At 49.3% G+C, this 18,578-nt stretch carries 13 protein-coding genes and 1 pseudogene; 7 read left to right on the top strand and 7 right to left on the bottom strand.

From position 1 onward, the window contains the following. Positions 1–98 precede the first annotated feature (98 nt). Both A7Q00_RS13930 and A7Q00_RS04655 read right to left on the bottom strand, forming a co-directional pair. Positions 99–205 (bottom strand): annotated as a pseudogene (locus A7Q00_RS13930) (IS5/IS1182 family transposase); the annotation flags it as partial. A 66-nt stretch (positions 206–271) separates the two neighbouring features. Beyond that, entirely contained in the window at positions 272–1,069 is a 798-nt protein-coding gene (locus A7Q00_RS04655; protein WP_064089457.1) for a phosphatidate cytidylyltransferase, read from the bottom strand. A 227-nt stretch (positions 1,070–1,296) separates the two neighbouring features. Here A7Q00_RS04655 and hrpA point away from each other — a divergent pair, with 227 nt between their 5' ends. The 7 genes from hrpA (at position 1,297) to A7Q00_RS12775 (ending at position 11,747) form a co-directional block, all read left to right on the top strand. Next, positions 1,297–2,697 carry an ATP-dependent RNA helicase HrpA gene (hrpA, locus tag A7Q00_RS04650; protein ID WP_156503733.1) on the top strand — a complete coding sequence of 467 codons (1,401 nt, stop codon included), beginning with the start codon at positions 1,297–1,299 and terminating at the stop codon, positions 2,695–2,697. A gap of 111 nt (positions 2,698–2,808) precedes the next feature. Next, positions 2,809–3,849, top strand: coding sequence for a hypothetical protein (locus A7Q00_RS04645; protein ID WP_064089456.1), 1,041 nt, complete (start codon positions 2,809–2,811; stop codon positions 3,847–3,849). Between the two features lie 2 nt (positions 3,850–3,851). After that, complete coding sequence (gene dcm, locus A7Q00_RS04640) at positions 3,852–5,111, top strand: DNA (cytosine-5-)-methyltransferase (RefSeq protein ID WP_064089455.1); 1,260 nt, start codon at positions 3,852–3,854, stop codon at positions 5,109–5,111. A gap of 220 nt (positions 5,112–5,331) precedes the next feature. Beyond that, positions 5,332–8,526, top strand: coding sequence for a DUF3418 domain-containing protein (locus A7Q00_RS04635; RefSeq protein WP_245637530.1), 3,195 nt, complete (start codon positions 5,332–5,334; stop codon positions 8,524–8,526). Between the two features lie 71 nt (positions 8,527–8,597). Further along, positions 8,598–9,524, top strand: a complete 927-nt coding sequence (locus tag A7Q00_RS04630) for a hypothetical protein (protein ID WP_064089454.1) — start codon at positions 8,598–8,600, stop codon at positions 9,522–9,524. Continuing rightward, the gene (locus tag A7Q00_RS12780) at positions 9,517–9,978 is read left to right on the top strand and encodes a Panacea domain-containing protein (protein ID WP_179946193.1); all 462 of its coding nucleotides are present in this window, start codon (positions 9,517–9,519) and stop codon (positions 9,976–9,978) included. The genes A7Q00_RS04630 and A7Q00_RS12780 overlap by 8 nt, the downstream gene beginning before the upstream one ends. Before the next feature lie 263 nt (positions 9,979–10,241). Beyond that, positions 10,242–11,747, top strand: a complete 1,506-nt coding sequence (locus A7Q00_RS12775) for an SWIM zinc finger family protein (RefSeq protein ID WP_082887745.1) — start codon at positions 10,242–10,244, stop codon at positions 11,745–11,747. Positions 11,748–11,774: 27 nt separating this feature from the next. Here A7Q00_RS12775 and hpaR read toward each other — a convergent pair whose 3' ends face one another. The 5 genes from hpaR to A7Q00_RS04595 form a co-directional block, all read right to left on the bottom strand. Then, complete coding sequence (gene hpaR, locus A7Q00_RS04615) at positions 11,775–12,221, bottom strand: homoprotocatechuate degradation operon regulator HpaR (RefSeq protein WP_064089452.1); 447 nt, start codon at positions 12,219–12,221, stop codon at positions 11,775–11,777. Between the two features lie 452 nt (positions 12,222–12,673). Further along, positions 12,674–13,885, bottom strand: a complete 1,212-nt coding sequence (gene fabB, locus A7Q00_RS04610) for a beta-ketoacyl-ACP synthase I (protein ID WP_064089451.1) — start codon at positions 13,883–13,885, stop codon at positions 12,674–12,676. A gap of 93 nt (positions 13,886–13,978) precedes the next feature. Then, positions 13,979–14,503: a 3-hydroxyacyl-[acyl-carrier-protein] dehydratase FabA gene (gene fabA / locus A7Q00_RS04605; RefSeq protein WP_064089450.1), complete on the bottom strand. Its 525-nt coding sequence runs from the start codon at positions 14,501–14,503 to the stop codon at positions 13,979–13,981. Positions 14,504–14,864: 361 nt separating this feature from the next. Then, on the bottom strand, positions 14,865–15,374 hold the full coding sequence (locus A7Q00_RS04600; RefSeq protein ID WP_064089449.1) for a hypothetical protein: 510 nt from the start codon (positions 15,372–15,374) through the stop codon (positions 14,865–14,867). Positions 15,375–15,507: 133 nt separating this feature from the next. Continuing rightward, positions 15,508–18,525, bottom strand: coding sequence for a valine--tRNA ligase (locus tag A7Q00_RS04595; protein ID WP_064089448.1), 3,018 nt, complete (start codon positions 18,523–18,525; stop codon positions 15,508–15,510). Between the last annotated feature and the right edge of the window lie 53 nt (positions 18,526–18,578).

The raw sequence follows: 18,578 nt of genomic DNA, 5'->3' as shown, positions 1-18,578 counted from the left end.
GCTACCTGAAAACCGTCAGGTTCATCAATCCGGCCTGCTCGCTGATCAGCGATGGCAAGCCGGGTAAATGATGGCTTTTCTATGATGATACGTGAGAAATATAGTGAATTAAATTTAAACCAGTACAGCGTTGGCTCGCCTTGCCGTACTATTTGTACTGTCTGCGGCTCGCCGCCTTGTCCTGATTTAAATTTAATCCACTATAATATCCGAATTGATGGCGAAATATTGCTTCAGGCTACCTGAAAACTTTTCAGGTAGCCTTTCCTATTCAGCCGAACAACGCGCCGATGGCGGCATATACGCTCAATACGGCTATCAGCGAATCCACGCGGTCGAACACGCCACCGTGGCCGGGGAGCAGGTTGCTACTATCTTTCACCCCGGCGGCACGTTTGAACCAGCTCTCCAAAAGGTCGCCGCCGATGCCCACGAACGTGAGCACGGAGGCGGTGAGCATGATACCGAGCCAGGAAATATTAAAGCCGAACCAGCCTGCAGCACGCGCCAATGAAGCGTACACCAGCACACACAACAGCCCGCCAAACACGCCTTCCCAGCTTTTGCCGGGGCTGATGGCGGGGGCGAGTTTGTGTTTGCCCCACAGCCGGCCGAACACATAGGCAAATACGTCGGCAACCCACACCAGCATCATCACGGCCAAAAGATGGAGCGCGGATTGGCTGTCGGGGCGCAGTTCCTGCAGGGCAAACCAGAATGGCAGCATCAGCAGCCAACCGGCAGCCAAGCCTTTCCAATCGGCCTGCAAACGCCACTTGAAACGCAGCCAGGCGGGCATACCGAGCAGCCAGAAGGTGAGCACGGCTGCCCACGCCGCCGCCGGCAGCCGCCAGCCGCCGCCCCAGGCCAGCGCCATAAACAGCGCAGTGCCGGCCAAATAAGGCCGCTGCACTTGCTCCGGCATGCTGCACAGCCGGCTGTATTCCCACAGGGCGAGCAGGGCAATCAGGCCGGAAAACAGCGCCCATAAGCCGCTGCCGGCGGCAAACAGCATGCCGAGCATCAGCGGCAGTAAAACCAGGGCGGTGAGGATTCGTTGTTTGAGCATAGTTGGATTCTTTCAGGTAGCCTTTGGGGGGATGGCGGCAAAACCGATACCGTATTGAAGGTTTATGGCCAATTTGTTTAAACGCCGGGATTATAAGCGAAACCGCCATACATAAGAAAAAAGGCTACCTGAAAAACCGAAAATGGGTTTTCAGGTAGCCTTTCTCCTGCTCCCGCCGCCGAACAACCAAACGCTTTTTGCTATAATCCCATCCTTGTTTTCACTCGATTTTCCCCAGCCAAATGGACCTCTCCCAAACCCTCTCCAAAGACCGCCACTTCCTGCAATCCGCCTTCAAAAATCCCAACAAATACGGCGGCTTGTCCAAAGTCGAAGAAAAATACCGAAAATCGCACGACCTCTATCTGCAACGCCTATCCAAACTGCCCAAACCTGAGTTCGACAACACTCTGCCCGTTCACGAAAAGCTCGAAGAAATCAAAAAAGCCATTGCCGAAAATCAGGTAACGATTATTTGCGGCGAAACCGGTTCGGGCAAAACCACGCAGTTGCCCAAGATTTGTTTGGAACTCGGACGCGGGGCGGCGGGTTTGATCGGGCATACCCAGCCGCGCCGTTTGGCCGCGCGCTCGGTGGCGGAGCGGATTGCCGAAGAGCTGAAATCGGAAATCGGCAGCGCGGTGGGCTATAAGGTGCGCTTTACCGACCACACCTCGCGCGATGCCTGCGTCAAGCTGATGACCGACGGCATCCTGCTGGCGGAAACCCAGACCGACCGTTATCTCACCGCCTACGACACGATTATCATCGACGAAGCGCACGAACGCAGTCTGAACATCGACTTCCTGCTGGGCTACCTGAAACAGCTGCTGCCGCGCCGCCCCGATTTGAAAGTCATCATCACCTCGGCAACCATAGATGCAGAACGCTTCTCCCAACACTTCAACGGCGCGCCCGTGCTGGAAGTGAGCGGGCGCACCTATCCCGTCGAAATCCTCTACCGCCCGCTGACCAGCAAAGACGAAGACGACGCGGAAGTGGAGCTGACCAACGCGATTGTCGATGCGGCGGACGAATTGGCGCGATATGGCGAAGGCGATATTTTGGTGTTCCTGCCGGGCGAACGCGAAATCCGCGAAGCCGCCGAAGCCCTGCGCAAATCCACGCTGCGCCGCAACGACGAAATCCTGCCCCTGTTCGCGCGCCTATCGCACGCCGAACAGCACAAAATCTTTCACCCCACCGGCGCAAAACGCCGCATCGTGCTGGCAACCAACGTCGCAGAAACCTCGCTCACCGTGCCGGGCATCAAATACGTCATTGACACCGGCCTCGCTCGCGTCAAACGCTATTCCGCACGGGCGAAAGTGGAACAGCTCCATGTCGAAAAAATCTCCCAAGCCGCCGCGCGCCAACGCTCCGGCCGCTGCGGACGCGTCTCCGCAGGCGTGTGTATCCGACTGTTTTCAGAAGAAGATTTCAACAGCCGCCCCGAATTCACCGACCCCGAAATCGTCCGCAGCAACCTGGCCGCCGTCATCCTGCGCATGGCAGCGTTGAAACTCGGCGACGTAGCGGCGTTCCCGTTTTTAGAAATACCTGACTCGCGGTATATCAATGATGGGTTTCAGGTGTTGTTGGAATTGGGGGCGGTGGAGGTCGTCTGAAAACAGGGAAATGTGTTGTGATTGTTATTTCTCGAAAAGAGAATAAGGGTGGTAGTATGGGTATTTTTCTGATTAATTTTTAGATATTTCTTGAATAAGGTATTACATGATATGGAACAAAAAGAGAATTGTATTAAGACAGTTAATGATTTGGCATTAGATGCTTGTAATTATTGGCCAACAGAGTTATCTGAAGAAGCAGCAGAAACAAGCACGTTAATGCCTTTACTGGAAACACAAGATATATTTTTAAGTATTTTGAAAGTGGCAGATAAAACACCATATATATGGAAAGATATAGTTAGATCTAATAGTAAATTGTCTGCTAATTTATTTTTGAAACACCTTATGGTGCTATCTGATATTGGTGGAGAAAGGTTGCAAAGATTTAGTAAAGACTTTGATAAATTATTTCCTTCATCTGAATTACATTTTGAGTTTTGTGGAGAATCATTTATTCATAAGTTTCATACGTCAAGTGGAAAAGTTAATTGGACAAATAAAAAACTAAGGGTTGAAAAATCTGTTTTATTAGAAAACCGCGAAGATTTTACTGAATCAATGCTTGATGTATGTATGCTGCTATTGTGGGGATCTGAGGCTAAAAATAGTAGCATATTACCTGATGAAATTTTAGAAAAATGTGTCATTGGTAGTTTGATAGGGAAGCCTGAAGAACTGGATAAATATGTTAAAGAACGATATTTATATGTGAGTAGACAAACAGGTGGCTCAGAGGCTAATGATTTAGGCTATGCTTGTGAACGATTTGCAAAGAAAAAGTTACTTTCCTATTTGCCCGAAAACTATTCAGCAAATGGACACACATTAGAAAATGTTACACAAAATTCAAATAACCTAACCAAATTTGATTTAGTCATTACAAATAGCAAGACTAAGAAATCTATTGGTATTGAAATCAGTTTCCAGGTAACCACCAATTCTGTTATTGAAAGAAAAGCACAAAATGCTTTAAATAGACAAGAGTTAGCTCACAAATATGGGCATAAAGTAGCCTATTTGATTGACGGGTCAGGTAATTTTCAGCGAAAAAATGCGATTCAGACTATATTGAATTATAGCGATTGCACAGTAAATTTTTCTGACATAGGTTTGCAACGATTAGCTAAATACATAGAAGAAAACATATAAAAATGATTAGATTTGTAGATTTATTTTCAGGAACTGGCGGCATTCGATTAGGATTTGAAAGTGCTATGCACGAACTTGGATATAAAACTCAGTGTGTGAAAAGTGCAGAGATTGATAAAGCAGCTTGTCAGACTTATGAATTAAATTTTGGTGAAAATCCATACTGCGATGTAACTACATTAGAAAATATAGAACCATTTGATGTTTTGTTAGCAGGTTTTCCATGCCAAGCATTTTCATCAGCAGGAAAGCAGTTAGGTTTTCAAGATACACGAGGTACTTTATTTTTTGATATAGCTCGGTTGATAAAGAAATATCAGCCATCATTATGTTTACTTGAAAATGTTCGCGGCTTATTATCACATGATCATGGAAAAACTTTTAATACAATAAAAAATGTACTTTCTGATTTAGGCTATTTTGTAGATTATCGATTGCTTAATTCAAGTAACTTTGGTGTGCCACAAAACAGGGTGCGAATTTACATTATCGCAACTAAGAAGATTAAACCAGTATTAACGCTAAATTCTGATTTGGGAGCAAAGGACTCTCATTCTTTTCAAGAGTACACAAAATCGCCTTTATTTGACAACTATCATCATTGTTTAGTTAAAGATATTTTAGAAAATAATCCTGATAAAAAATATGACTGTTCAGAAAAATTTGTTTCCCAGTTAAAAAAGGCTTTAAAAAATAATTTAAAAAAACTCCATGGATTGCGTTTGATTGATAGTAGAAATGGCAATTCTCTACATTCGTGGGATTTAGGTCTAAAAGGTGAATGCCAACCAAATGAGATTGAGTTTATGAACTTATTAATTGCTAATCGCAGAAAAAAAATTTTTGGAACGCATCAAGATGGAAAAGCTTTGAGTAAAGAACAAATTAAAACGTTCTACAAACATACAGATGTTGATATTGTTATCAAATCTCTATTGGATAAAAATTATATTAAGGAAAATGATGGTATGTACAATCTTGTAGCTGGCAATATGTCTTTTGAAGTGTTTAAATTCCTTGATCCTGAGAGTATTTCTATTACGTTAACAGCTTCAGATTCAAATCGATTAGGCGTTTATCATAACAATAGAATAAGAAAGTTAACGCCAAGAGAGTGTGCAAGACTACAAGGCTATCCTGATGATTTCATATTACATCCGATAGATTCTTCTGCGTATAAACAACTTGGAAATGCCGTTAGTGTTCCTGTAATTAAAAAAATTGTTGAGAATATTATGAATAATAATAAAAATATTATCTGATAACATTAATATATCAAAAGGAAATTCTATGTCCGACAGAAAGCCAACTTCATTCAAACCATGTCGGACATAAATAGCCGACCTACGAATTATGCAAAACACCAAAAACCACTATAACACACCCTCTGTCCCCCTTTCAGGCAGCCTGCTCCCCCGTCCAAACAAACCAAGTCTGTCTGGACCCTCTCCCCGTTACCGCTTGACCAAACTCGGCGAACAAATGGCGCGCCTGCCCATCGACCCGAAAATCGCACGCATTTTGCTGGCGGCGAAGAAACACGACTGTATGGCGGAAATATTGGTGATCGCGTCCGCGCTATCGATTCAAGACCCACGCGAACGGCCGCTTGAAGCACGCGATGCCGCCGCCAAGGCACACGAGCGTTTTACCGACAAGCAGTCCGATTTCCTTGCCTACCTGAACATTTGGGACAGCTTCCAGCGCGAGCGCGACAAAGGCTTGTCCAACAAGCAGTTGGTGCAGTGGTGCCGCCAATATTTCCTGTCGCACCTGCGGATGCGCGAATGGCGCGAGCTGCACCACCAGCTTGCCCAAACCGCGATTGAAATGGGTTTGACCACCAAGGAAGCCGCTTTCAGACGGCCTCCCGAAGTCAAGCAGCTCACGTCGTCTGAAAATGCAGGCGACCAAGACCTATCCGCCAAACTCAAACAAAAACAGTTGGATAAGAAACAACACCGCGCCCAAATCCGCGCTGCCAAAGAAGCAGGCTACGAACAAATCCACCGCGCCCTGCTCACCGGCCTCATCGCCAACGTCGGCATGAAATCGCCCGACGGCAACGACTACACCGGCGCGCGCGGCAGCCGCTTCCACCTTTTCCCCGCCTCCGCCCTGTTCAAAGCCAAACCCAAATGGGTGATGGCGGCAGAACTGGTTGAAACGACAAAACTTTATGCTCGCGATTTAGCTGCCATCCAACCCGAATGGATCGAGCAGGAAGCGCCGCACCTCGTCCGCTACCACTATTTCGAGCCGCACTGGGAACAAAAACGCGGCGAAGTCATCGCCAGCGAACGGGTAACGCTCTACGGCCTGACCGTCTTGCCGCGCCGCCCCGTGTCCTACGGCAGAATCGCTCCCGAAGAAGCGCGCGAAATCTTTATCCGCAGCGCGCTGGTGGCGCAGGAATGCGATTTGAAAGCGGACTTTTTTGTCCACAACAAAAAGCTGATTAAGGAAATTACCGAACTCGAACACAAATCGCGCAAGCAAGACGTGCTGGTTGATGACGAAGCGCTGTTTGCGTTTTATAACGAACGACTGCCCGATTTTTATACGGCGGACGCGGTTTCAGACGACCTGCGTCCTACAAATCCGCAGCAAACCACCCCCTCCCCCGTGGGGGAGGGCTGGGGAGAGGGCAAAACAGTTGCCGCACAAACCAAGTTTTCCGCAACCTCAGCAAGCCCTCTCCCTAACCCTCTCCCACAGGAGAGGGAACAGAGTGCCGCAGCTTCAACGGTTTCAGGCAGTCTGAAAACAATGTCTTGCGAAGCAAGGCTGAATTTCTGCGAAGCTAAAACTAAAACCGAAAGCAGCCTGCACTCCCAAAGGCTACCTGAAAACCACACACCCCAGTTTTCAGACGACCTGCGTCCTACAAATCCGCAGCAAACCACCCCCTCCCCCGTGGGGGAGGGCTGGGGAGAGGGCAAAACAGTTGCCACACAAGCCAACGTTTCCGCAACCGCAGCAAACCCTCTCCCGCAGGAGAGGGAACAGGGTGCCGCAGCTTCAACGATTTCAGACAGCCTGCACAGCGTAGGGTGTGTGGCGCAAGCCACGCACGCGGATTCCAAAGATACGGACAACCGCATGCGTGAACCGAGTTCACACACCCTACAAAACGTTTCAGACGACCCCAAACCCAAAAAGCAGCCTGCACCCCCAAAAGGCCGTCTGAAACCCCTCCCCCTCGCCGACATCCGCACCTTCCAAGCCTGGCTCAAAACCGCCGAGCGCGACAACCCGCGCCTGCTGTTCCTCAGCCGCGACGACCTCATGCAGCACGCCGCCGCGCACATCACCGAAGAACAATTCCCCAAACACTGGCAAACCGCAGACGGCAAATTCAAACTCAGCTACCGCTTCGAGCCGCACCACCCGCTCGACGGCGTTACCCTCACCCTGCCGCTTACCGTGCTCAACCGCATCAGCCCCGCCGCCCTCGAATGGCTTGTGCCCGGCATGATACGCGAAAAAATCCAGTTGCAAATCAAAGCGCTGCCCAAACAAATCCGCCGCATCTGCGTACCCGTGCCCGAATTCATCACCCAATTTTTAAGCCAAAACCCCGACCGCAACGCCCCCATCCTGCCCCAACTCGCCCAAGCCATCGCCAAAACCGCAGGCGACATCCGCATACTGGAGCAAATCAACCAAGACGAATGGGCCGCGTTCAGGCTGCCCGAACACTGCTATTTCAACCTCCGCATCATCGACGACGGCGGGCAAGAATTAGCCATGGGGCGCGATTTCATCCAAATCCAACAACAACTTGGCAAAGCCGCCGCCACCACCTTCCGCGACAACACCCAAGAATTCGAGCGCGACAACGTTACCGCATGGGACATCGGCACCCTGCCCGAATCCATCAAATTCGCCCGCGGCAAACAGCAGCTCACCGGCTACCTCGGCCTGCAAAAAGAAAAAGACGGCCGCATCGCCCTGCGCCTGTTCGACACGTCCGCCGCCGCCGGACAAGCCCACCGATTAGGCGTAATCGAGCTCATGAAACTGCAACTAAAAGAACAAGTTAAAGATCTGAACAAAGGCATCCAAGGCTTCACCCAAGCCGCCATGCTGCTCAAACACATCAACGCCGACACCCTGCGCGACGACCTCACCCAAGCCGTCTGCGACCGCGCCTTTATCGGCGAAGACGAGCTGCCGCGTCACGAAAAAGCCTTCAAAGAACAAATCAAACGCGCCCGCAGCCGCCTGCCCGCCGTCAAAGAAGCCCTCAGCCGCTACCTGCAGGAAACCGCCGCCGCCTACGCCGAACTCAACGGCAAACTCGGCAAACACCCGCTCACCCACCTCCTAAGACTACGCCTGCAAACCCTGCTCGCCGCCGGCTTCGCCACCCGCACCCCGTGGGCACAATGGCCGCGCCTCCCCATCTACCTCAAAGCCATGACCCTGCGCCTCGAAAAATACAGCGGCAACCCCGCCCGCGACGCAGCCCGCGAAGCCGATATACAGGAATTGGAACAAATGTGGCAGGAAAAAAACGACAGCCTGATCAAACAAGGCCTCCCCGTTTCAGACGACCTCGCCACGTTTAAATGGATGATTGAAGAATTGAGGGTGTCACTGTTTGCTCAGGAGTTGAAGACGCCGTATCCGGTGTCGGTGAAGAGGTTGTTGAAGGAGTGGGAAAATGTATAGTACAGATTTTATCTCATATGACTAACTCATCAATGATAACGTATAATTGATATAGTTAAGAAGAAAAATAATTGGAACTAAAATTTATGGAAATATCAAAACAGAAGGTTGGTTTACTTTATAATAAATTTGAAAATTGGATTACTGGGGGAGTGTTTTTATGGTATGGTATAAAACTTCCTAAGCTTTATGAAAAATATTCAAACATTACAAATTTAAATCTGTTAAATCAAAATGATTTGATTGATTTATTATATATATTGCCTATTCTAATTTTTTTGGCTCTTTGTTGGTATTTTAAATCTATTGAAACACCTAAAGAAATTAAGCTTACACAAGAAATAGATAATAAAAATGATGAAATACAAAATTTAAAAGATAGTTTAGATGAGGCTCAAGATGCTATATTGGTAATAAAATCACAAAATATAGATGATTTATTTTTAATAAGCTCACAATTCTTAAGGATGTTGGCATATGAACTAAAGTTTAATAATTATGATAGATTATCTGTTTATGCTCATGATCCTAAGGGTAATATGTTTAATTTGGTTGCAAGGTTCTCAAAAAATACCAAATTTTGTAAAAAGCATAGGAAAACATTTTCAGATGATGAGGGGGTATTAGGTCATGTCTGGAACAACAGGAATGGATTTTCTTTCAATAAAATATATCATTGTGGCCACACAAACCAAAAGTTTGCAAAGTTCTCTGAAGAATTAGGAATTCCAAGAGAGATATCGAAAAATTTTACTATGAAGAGCACAGAGTTCTTACTTTTCCCTATTATAAAAAATGAAAATGAAGTGGGAGTTGTAATGATTGAATCCACAAGGGTTCAGCAAGTAAAAGAAGATAATAGTTCTTTTATGCATCAACAAAAAGATAATATTAATGAATGCATTAGAAGAAATAATATGTATCTTGTTGAGCTTATAGATGCGTATAAGGTTGTTCAAGATCGAATTAATATTGCTAAGGAGAGTAATCATGAATGATTTAGCATATGTAATGGCTTATTTCTGTAAAAATTACCCTCATAAAAATGAAATATCTAATGCTAGACTAACTAAAATGGTATATTTAGCAGATTTATTCTCAATAGAAACTCGTAATATTCCAATTACAAAAATACGATGGTATTTTGATAACTATGGTCCATATGTTGATTCTATAAAAAATGAAGCTGAAAATAATTCTATTTTTAAAGCTATTGATGATGAAACTATATATGGCACCCCAAAATTACAAATCAAATTAGCTGATAATTCATTAAATTTATCTAATCAATCCAGAGATTATGACTATATTTTAGACAAGGTCATACAAGAAACTAAACATCTAAACTGGAATGATTTTATAAGATATGTATATAATACTAATCCCGTTAAACAAGGGCACAGATATAGCTATTTAAATTTAAATTCAGCAGAAAATCATAGCAAACCGTAGCTTGCATCAAGCCGCGTACCTGCCTTTCAAAACACACACTACCTACAAATCACGCAAAACTTGGAATCCTTGTATAGGGTGTGTGCGGTACGCACGCGGTCTTTCTAAACTACTCCTTTTCCAACCGTCCAAAAGGTCGTCTGAAACCCATTTTCAGACGACCTTTTGCCACTTTGCCAAACAAGAATTCCCGCCCCCCTCTCCCCAAACGTCGCCCGAACCAGTAAACTCCCCATATTTCAACAACTTTTTGGAAGCCAACCATGCCCCGTATCCATCCGCTCCATCTGTTCCCGCCCCATATCGCCGAACGCGGCCTGTTGTATTTTCAGCAGGGCAAGGTTCGCGATGTCCAAAAAACTTCCGCTGGGCGTTATCGGGCGGAAGTGTGCGGTTCGGAAAACTATTGGGTATGGCTGAAGCTGGATAGTGATTTGTACATTAAGGACGGGGGCTGCGATTGTCCTTATGGCTGGGCGTGCAAGCATATGGCGGCGTTGTGGTATGCGGTGCGCGCCCAAACGCCGGACGGGCAGCCTGACGAAACCGACGCGCAACAGCCTAAACAGGGCGGCAATCCGTATCGGCAGCAGCTCTCCCGAATCTTTTCCCGAACCCGATATTATGATTACTACGAAGCCGCTGATTTGGGCTTCAGGTTGCAAAACTGGTTGGAAGATGTGGCGCAGGAGGGGACGGCGGCGTTGCAGCAGGCTTTACCTCTGTTGATACCGCGTTTGCAGGATGCTTTTGAAAAGGCGGACGATTCGGACGGTATGTTGGGCGATGCTATGTATATGGCAATCGACCTGCTGGAAGAGGCGGTCATGGAAAACGTCCCGAAGCGTTTGATTAATTTTTTGGACAAATGTTTGGACGACAGCCGCTATTTTGATTTCTCGGAGGCAGGCAATAAAATCTACCAAATCCGCGCCCGAATCTGGCGGCTGCGCGGCGAATGGCAGGCGTGGCAAGATTATGTGGCTAAACGTTTGGCTGTTACCAAGTCGGGTTGGGAACATGAACTTTGGGCATTCGAGGGTTGGCAGGTTTTGCAGGCGAAAGGCGATACTGCTGCCGCGCAGGATTATTTCAGACGACATCTGCACCTGCCGCAATTCAGACAAATTGCGGTAGAACAAGCAGTCGGACAGCAAGATTGGGCGGAATCGGAACGCCTCTTGCGCGAAGGCATCAGCATTGCCGAAGATGAAGGAACACTCGGCACAGCGCACAAATGGAAGCTGCAACTTTTCGATGTATTGAAGGAAACCGGTAAAAATGTACGCGAAATCGCAGCGGATTTGGCATTTTCCACCAGCCTTTCATTGCCACATTACGAGGCATGGAAAGCCACGTTTCCCGCCACCGAATGGCCGAATGAATTCAACCGCCTGCTTGCGCGTTTGTCGGGTCAATATTCGCTGCAAGCTGAAATATTGGAGCATGAACAGGAATTCGATCTGCTGCTCGCCCTATTGCAGCAACATCTTTCGTTGTACATGATGGAACGTTTTGCCCCGTCTTTCCCCGAGCCGTATCACGATCAAATCGTAGCTTGCTACCTGAAAATCTTTGCGGCTGAAATCAATAAGGCAAGCAACCGTAAGCAATACCACCAGCTCTTTAACCAATTAAAGGTCCTCCGCCGCCAATATTCCGCACAACGGCAGGCAATAGGAGACTTCGCCGCCGAAATCAGGGCGCGGTATAGCGTCAAACCGCGCCGGCCGGCGCTGTTGGAAGAATTGGCTCAGGCTGGGTTTTAGGGTGCAGGCGGTTGGATTTGGCGTGCCTCACATCCTTGCCATTGTGGCCACATGGATAGCGGCCATTTGGCTCAGCAACTCATGCAGCTGTTCCAGTTTTTCTTTAGAAAGCTGATTTTCGATGCCGTCGTAACAGGCATCGATTTTGCCAACAAAGTCGTTGAAGGTACGCTCGCCTTCTTCGGTGAGCTTGAGGTAAACGCGGCGGTGGTCGTTGGCCGGGCGCAGGCGCACCACCAGTTTCATTTTTTCCAGGCGGGTGAGGATGCCGGTGAGGCTGGGTCGCAGGATGCAGGCGCTGCGTGCCAGGTCTTGGAAATCCATCGTACCGTTTTCGGCCAAAAGGCGCAGGATGCGCCATTGCTGGTCGGTCAGGCCGATTTCGTTGAGCAGCGGGCGAAAATGCGTCATCAACGCTTCGCGCGCCTGTATTAACGCAATATTGAGCGAAGAATGTTTGGAATGCTTGATCATCACGATCTCCCTTGGTACAGATAAAGTAGTTGGCAACATTTTTGTGTGGTTTTTTATAATTAATTCCCTATTAACAATCAGGGTATTGTTCAGTTTATTATATAACTCAAGCCTATAGTGTGCGGATAATTGATTTTCTTGATTAAAGTCAAGTTATTGACCATGCTGGGCAAAATTGTCTGCCTAAAAAGGCATCTTGGTCGAAAAATCAAAATAAATCACATTAGCAAGTATGTTTTTAAAAATCTATCGTTGCTAAGATAATGGTAGGCTAGATAATTATCAAGGCTACCTGAAATAATTGGCAAAAATTTTACAAACACTGTTGCATGTTTTGCCTCATTATCAGGTGAATAGATACAGTATGCTGAAGTTGCCAGTTTTTACGTCAGAAAAAGCCACATAAAAACAGCCGAACCTCAAAATAGGTTCGGCTGTTTTTCAGGTAGCCTCTACACGCGGCTGAAAATCAGCGTGGCATTGGTGCCGCCGAAGCCGAAGCTGTTCGACATCACGGCATTGAGCTTTTTGGCAATGTTTTCACGCACAATCGGCAGGCCGGTGGCTTTTTCGTCCAAATTTAGGATATTGGCGCTGGCACATACGAAATCGTTGAGCATCATCAGGATGGAATAAATCGCCTCGTTCGAGCCTGCCGCACCCAGCGCGTGGCCGGAGAGGGATTTGGTGGAACTGATGAGCGGCACGTCTTTGCCTTCAAAGGTTTCGCGGATAGCGCCGAGTTCTTTGGTGTCGCCCACCGGGGTGGACGTGCCGTGGGCATTGATGTAGTCCACACTGCCGCCGTGCTGGGCGAGTGCCATCTGCATGCAGCGCACTGCGCCTTCGCCGGACGGCTGTACCATGTCGTGGCCGTCGGAAGTGGCGCCGTAGCCGGTGAGTTCGCACAGGATATTGGCGCCGCGCGCTTTGGCGTGTTCGTATTCTTCCATCACCAAAATGCTGCCGCCGCCGGAAATCACGAAACCGTCTCGGTCGGCATCGTAGGCGCGGCTGGCTTGTTCGGGCGTGTCGTTGTATTTGCTTGATAACGCGCCCATGGCGTCGAACAGGGAGCTCATCTGCCACGATACTTCTTCGCCGCCACCGGCAAACACGATATCTTGTTTGCCAAGCTGGATGAGTTCGGCGGCGTGGCCGATGCAGTGGGCGGAAGTGGAGCAGGCGGAACTGATGGAATAGTTCACGCCTTTGATTTTAAACGGGGTAGCCAGGCAGGCGGCCACGGTGGAGGCCATGGTTTTGGTTACGCCGTAGGGGCCGATGCGCTTCACGCCGCTTTCGCGCAGGGTGTCGGCGGCTTCCACTTGCGAGGCGGGGGAGGCGCCGCCGCTGCCGGCCACGATGCCGGTGCGCACATTCGATACCTGCTCTTCGGTGAGCCCGGCGTGGGCGATGGCTTCTTTCATGGCGATATAGGCATAGGCGGCGGCGTTGCCCATAAAGCGCAGGATTTTGCGGTCGATATGCTCTTTGGTGTCAATTTTGATGTTGCCAGCCACGTGCGAGCGCAGGCCCATTTCGCGGTAGCTTTCGTCAAAAGCGATACCGGATTTGAGCTGGCGCAGCGATTCGAGCACTTCGCGGCAGTTGTTGCCCAAGCTGGACACGATGCCTATACCGGTTACAACTACTCGTTTCATAATAATGAACTCCGTTAGGAAAGTAGGCTACCTGAAAATTAAACGCAGTGGCTTCTGTTGGATTAAAGCCGGTGTTTTCAGGTAGCCCGTTGGCTAGAAATCGTCTGTGCTGGTAAACAAACCTACGCGCAGGCCGTTTCCTTCGTAAATCTTATGGCCGTCCACACTCATTTCCGCATCGGCAATGCCCAACACCAGCTTGCTGTTCATCACGCGTTTCATGTGGATGTGGTAAGTGATTTTCTTGTGTTTGGGCAATACCTGGCCGGTGAATTTCACTTCGGCGCAGCCCAAGGCGCGGCCGCGGCCGGGCGCGCCCGTCCAGCCCAAGAAGAAGCCCACTAATTGCCACATGGCGTCCAAACCCAGGCAGCCGGGCATCACCGGATCGCCGATGAAATGGCAGCCGAAGAACCATAAATCAGGGTGGATATCCAATTCGGCGATGATTTCGCCCTTGCCGTATTTGCCGCCGGTGTTGTTGATGTTCACGATGCGGTCGATCATCAGCATATCGGGCAGCGGCAGCTGCGCGTTGCCCGCGCCGAAAAGCTCGCCGCGGCCGCAGGCCAAGAGTTCTTCTTTGGTGTAGCTGTTTTGTGGAACGAAATTGCTCATGGGTATCCTTAATGCTGCCAAAAGCAGCTTGATATAGTGGGAGAAAAGCCAGGCAATGCACTGTGCTTGCGCAGCGTCGGAATTTCCAATGCATTGTTGCCAAAAGTTTATTTTGGAAATCCGGATTGAGGCTTTAGCTCTAGACCAAGCATTCTATTTGATTCCAGCGGGCGGCGCAATCTGCCTCCTGCGCCATCCTTGCCGCTGCCCAGTTTAGAGCCAGCTTGCGGGCATTCTAAACCTATCGGAACGGTTTGTGTGGTTTGTTGCTTGGGCGGGACGGCAAGAGGCTACCTGAAAAATGGTTTTCAGGTAGCCTTTTATTTGACTTGTTTGGCAAGGCTGCCTAAAAGTAATTGAATCAAGCACTCGTCTCCCATAAAAAGTGAATCAATTCATTTTGGTATTCTGCAACTGCTGATATACAGAGATCTGTTCTGAAGTCATGTAACAGAATGCCTCGAATAAAGGTATCAGTTGGATTAAGCGGCAAAGTAGGAGGAGATTTTAAATCACTGCACCAATCCGCAACTAATTTTTCCCAAGCTTGAACATTGAGCGGTTCAAATAGGGCGTTTATTAAATGATCCTGATAAAGCTCTTTCATAGGCATGAAAAAGCCTTCATAAGTTTCTGAGTTTATCCAAAATAGCAAATTTTTATTTGGGTATCTCCCAGGGAATTGCTGCTGTATGTGCTTATCGGCTCGGGTAATACGTATGTACTGTTCATTTGGACAATAAAATCCGTATGAGGAATATTTCAGGCACTGCGTTATACCAGAGAAGTCCCAACCTTCTGGAAAACTGAATTGTGTTTCATCAAACGGGAACTGTTGTACTAATTCAATCAAATCATTTTTTGTAAACATCGATATTCTCCGACTTTATTTAAACTTTATTGAAGCTAAATCTTTCAGATATCCTCCAAGGGTTGAGTCTAATTTGCTTTTGAGGCTACCTGAAACGGCTTTTCAGGTAGCCTTCTTCAAGCGCAGGAAAGGTTTACTCTTTAAGCTTCGCCAATGCGCTTTGCACTTTCGCCATCTTCTCTTCCAACTCCGCCAGTTCGGCTTTGTCTTTTTCCACCAAATGCGCGGGGGCTTTGTCCACATAGCCGGGTTTGCCCAATTTGGCGTTGAGTTTATCCAAGGCTTTTTGCAGTTTCTCGGCTTCTTTGCTCAAACGGGCGGTTTCGGCGGCTTTGTCGATTTCCACTTTCAGCATCAGGCGCGCGCCGTTGCAGACGGCGACGGGGGCGTCTTCGTTTTCAGGTAGCCTGTCCACTGTTTTGGCTTCGGTCAGTCGCGTGAGGGCGGGCAGGTATTTCAGTAATGCTTCGGGCACGCTGCCTTCCACAAACAGCGGCGCTTTCACGTTCGGGGCGATGCCCATTTCGCCGCGCAGGTTGCGCACGGTGCCTGCCAGGTCTTGCAGTTGCGCCATTTGGTCAAAAGCAGCCTGCACGATTTTTTCCGGGTCGGCTTCGGGGTAGGCGGCCAGCATGATGCTGTCGGCGGTTTTGGCGTTGGCCAGCGGGGCGACGGTCTGCCACAGTTCTTCGGTGATGAACGGGATAATCGGGTGCAGCAGGCGCAGGGTGGCTTCCAGCACGCGGACCAGGGTGCGGCGCGTGGTGCGCTGGGTGGTGGGGCAGCCGGTTTGGATTTGCACTTTGGCCAATTCGATATACCAGTCGCAATAGTCGTTCCACACGAATTCGTACAGCGTTTGCGCGGCCAAGTCGAAGCGGTAGGTTTCAAATGCTTCGGCGGCGGCGGCTTCGGTTTGTTGCAGGCGGCCGATAATCCATTGGTCGGCGAAGGTGTAGGCCAGCGGCTGGGTTTCGTCTTGGCCGCAATCTTGGTTTTCGGTGTTCATCAAGACGAAGTTGGTGGCGTTCCAGATTTTGTTGCAGAAGTTGCGGTAGCCTTCGGCGCGTTTGAAGTCGAAGTTCACGCTGCGGCCGAGGCTGGCGTAGCTCGCCATGGTGAAGCGCAATGCGTCCGCGCCCATGCTGGGGATGCCTTCGGGGAAGAGTTTTTTCGTGGCTTCTTCCACTTTCGGTGCGGTTTCGGGTTTGCGCAGGCCGGTCGTACGTTTCACCAGCAGCTTGTCCAAGTCGATGCCGTCAATCAAATCCACAGGGTCGATGACGTTGCCTTCGGATTTGGACATTTTTTTGCCTTCGTGGTCGCGCACGATGCCGTGGATATACACGTCTTTAAACGGTACTTTGCCGGTGAAGTGGGTGGTCATCATAATCATGCGCGCCACCCAGAAGAAGATGATTTCGTAGCCGGTAACTAGCACGTTGGACGGCAGGAAGGCTTTGAGTTCGTCGGTTTCAGACGGCCAGCCGAGCGTGGAGAACGGCACGAGTGCGGAGGAGAACCATGTGTCCAATACGTCTTCTTCGCGCGTGAGCCGTATGCCTTGCGGTTCGATATAAGTCCTAACAATATCGTCAAGTAGTTCTTTTAGGTAGCCTTCTCGTTCGATGCGGTATTCGGCGGTTAGATTGGGCTTTGACCAAGTTTCCTGCTCTTGGCGAATAACTTGGTTCAGATACATCGCTATCGCGCCCAACATATTAGTATTACCACCATTGGACAAATAATATTCAACAGCTTTCAGGTATGCCTGTGCTTCGCTACGGGCGACATAAACATTACCTGCTTCGTCGTACCACGCGGGGATTTGATGCCCCCACCACAGTTGGCGTGAGATACACCAGTCTTGGATGTTGTTCATCCATTGGTTGTAGGTATTGACCCAGTTTTCGGGGATGAAGCGTACCGCGCCGCTGTCCACCGCCTTTTTCGCCTTTTCCGCCAAACTCAGGCCGCGGTATTCGCTGTTCGGCTCGATGCCCTGCGGCTTGGCATTCATGGCGACAAACCACTGGCTGGTCAGCATCGGCTCAATCACGGAGCCGGTGCGGTCGCCTTTCGGGGTCATCAGCGTGTGCGGTTTGACTTCTTTCAGGTAGCCCTGTTCCTGCAAATCGGCCACCATTTGTTTGCGCGCTTCAAAGCGGTCGAGTCCCGCGTATTTTTCAGGTAGCCCGAAGCCCGGCTGCGCTTCGCCTTTGAAGTTGAACACTTCGGCGTTTGCCAGCACTTTGGCTTCCAAATCGAACACGTTAATCAGGCGCGTGTCGTGGCGTTTGCCGACTTCGTAGTCGTTGAAGTCGTGTGCAGGCGTGATTTTCACGCAGCCGGTTCCGAAGTCTTTTTCGACGTATTCGTCGGCAATCACGGGAATGGTGCGGCCGGTCAGCGGCAGAATCAATTCCTTGCCAATCAAATGGGTATAACGTTCGTCTTCAGGATTGACGGCAACGGCCACGTCGCCCAGCAGAGTTTCGGGACGGGTGGTCGCCACGATAACGGCTTCGGCGGGATTGTCCGCCAACGGATAGCGGATGTGCCACATGGAGCCTTGTTCTTCCACGCTTTCCACTTCCAAATCCGACACCGCCGTGCCAAGCACCGGATCCCAGTTCACCAAGCGTTTGCCGCGGTAAATCAAGCCTTGTTCAAACAGGCGCACGAACACTTCGGTAACAGTTTCGGCGCGCACGTCGTCCATTGTGAAATACTCGCGCGTCCAGTCGGCAGAGCAGCCCACGCGGCGCATTTGTTGGGTAATCGTGCCGCCGGAAACTTCTTTCCATTCCCACACTTTTTCCAAGAATTTTTCGCGGCCCAAGTCATGACGGGACACGTTTTGCGCGGCAAGCTGACGCTCGACCACGATTTGCGTGGCGATGCCCGCGTGGTCGGTGCCGGGAATCCAGGCAGTGTTGCAGCCTTTCATGCGGTAGTAGCGGGTCAGGCCGTCCATGATGGTTTGGTTGAAGGCATGGCCCATGTGCAGCGTGCCGGTTACGTTGGGCGGCGGCAGCTGGATGGAAAAAGACGGTTTGGTCAAATCCATATCGGGCTGGAAATAACCTTGGGTTTCCCAGTTTTGATAGTGTTTGGATTCGATTTCGGAGGGGGCGTATTTGTCGAGCATCGGAGGCTACCTGAAAATTATTGGCGTAAAGAGCGGATTATAGTGGAAGCAGA

This window comes from Eikenella halliae (assembly GCF_001648475.1).
GTDB lineage: Bacteria > Pseudomonadota > Gammaproteobacteria > Burkholderiales > Neisseriaceae > Eikenella > Eikenella halliae.
This window is presented reverse-complemented; position numbering and strand designations above follow the sequence as displayed.

Bases quoted from the DNA above. Each gene is read 5' to 3' on its own strand.
- fabB (WP_064089451.1), bottom strand. From the start codon at position 13,885: ATGAAACGAGTAGTTGTAACCGGTATAGGCATCGTGTCCAGCTTGGGC.
- A7Q00_RS12775 (WP_082887745.1), top strand. From the start codon at position 10,242: ATGCCCCGTATCCATCCGCTCCATCTGTTCCCGCCCCATATCGCCGAA.
- A7Q00_RS04645 (WP_064089456.1), top strand. From the start codon at position 2,809: ATGGAACAAAAAGAGAATTGTATTAAGACAGTTAATGATTTGGCATTA.
- A7Q00_RS12780 (WP_179946193.1), top strand. From the start codon at position 9,517: ATGAATGATTTAGCATATGTAATGGCTTATTTCTGTAAAAATTACCCT.
- hpaR (WP_064089452.1), bottom strand. From the start codon at position 12,221: ATGATCAAGCATTCCAAACATTCTTCGCTCAATATTGCGTTAATACAG.
- A7Q00_RS04635 (WP_245637530.1), top strand. From the start codon at position 5,332: ATGGCGCGCCTGCCCATCGACCCGAAAATCGCACGCATTTTGCTGGCG.
- dcm (WP_064089455.1), top strand. From the start codon at position 3,852: ATGATTAGATTTGTAGATTTATTTTCAGGAACTGGCGGCATTCGATTA.
- fabA (WP_064089450.1), bottom strand. From the start codon at position 14,503: ATGAGCAATTTCGTTCCACAAAACAGCTACACCAAAGAAGAACTCTTG.
- A7Q00_RS04595 (WP_064089448.1), bottom strand. From the start codon at position 18,525: ATGCTCGACAAATACGCCCCCTCCGAAATCGAATCCAAACACTATCAA.
- A7Q00_RS04655 (WP_064089457.1), bottom strand. From the start codon at position 1,069: ATGCTCAAACAACGAATCCTCACCGCCCTGGTTTTACTGCCGCTGATG.
- A7Q00_RS04600 (WP_064089449.1), bottom strand. From the start codon at position 15,374: ATGTTTACAAAAAATGATTTGATTGAATTAGTACAACAGTTCCCGTTT.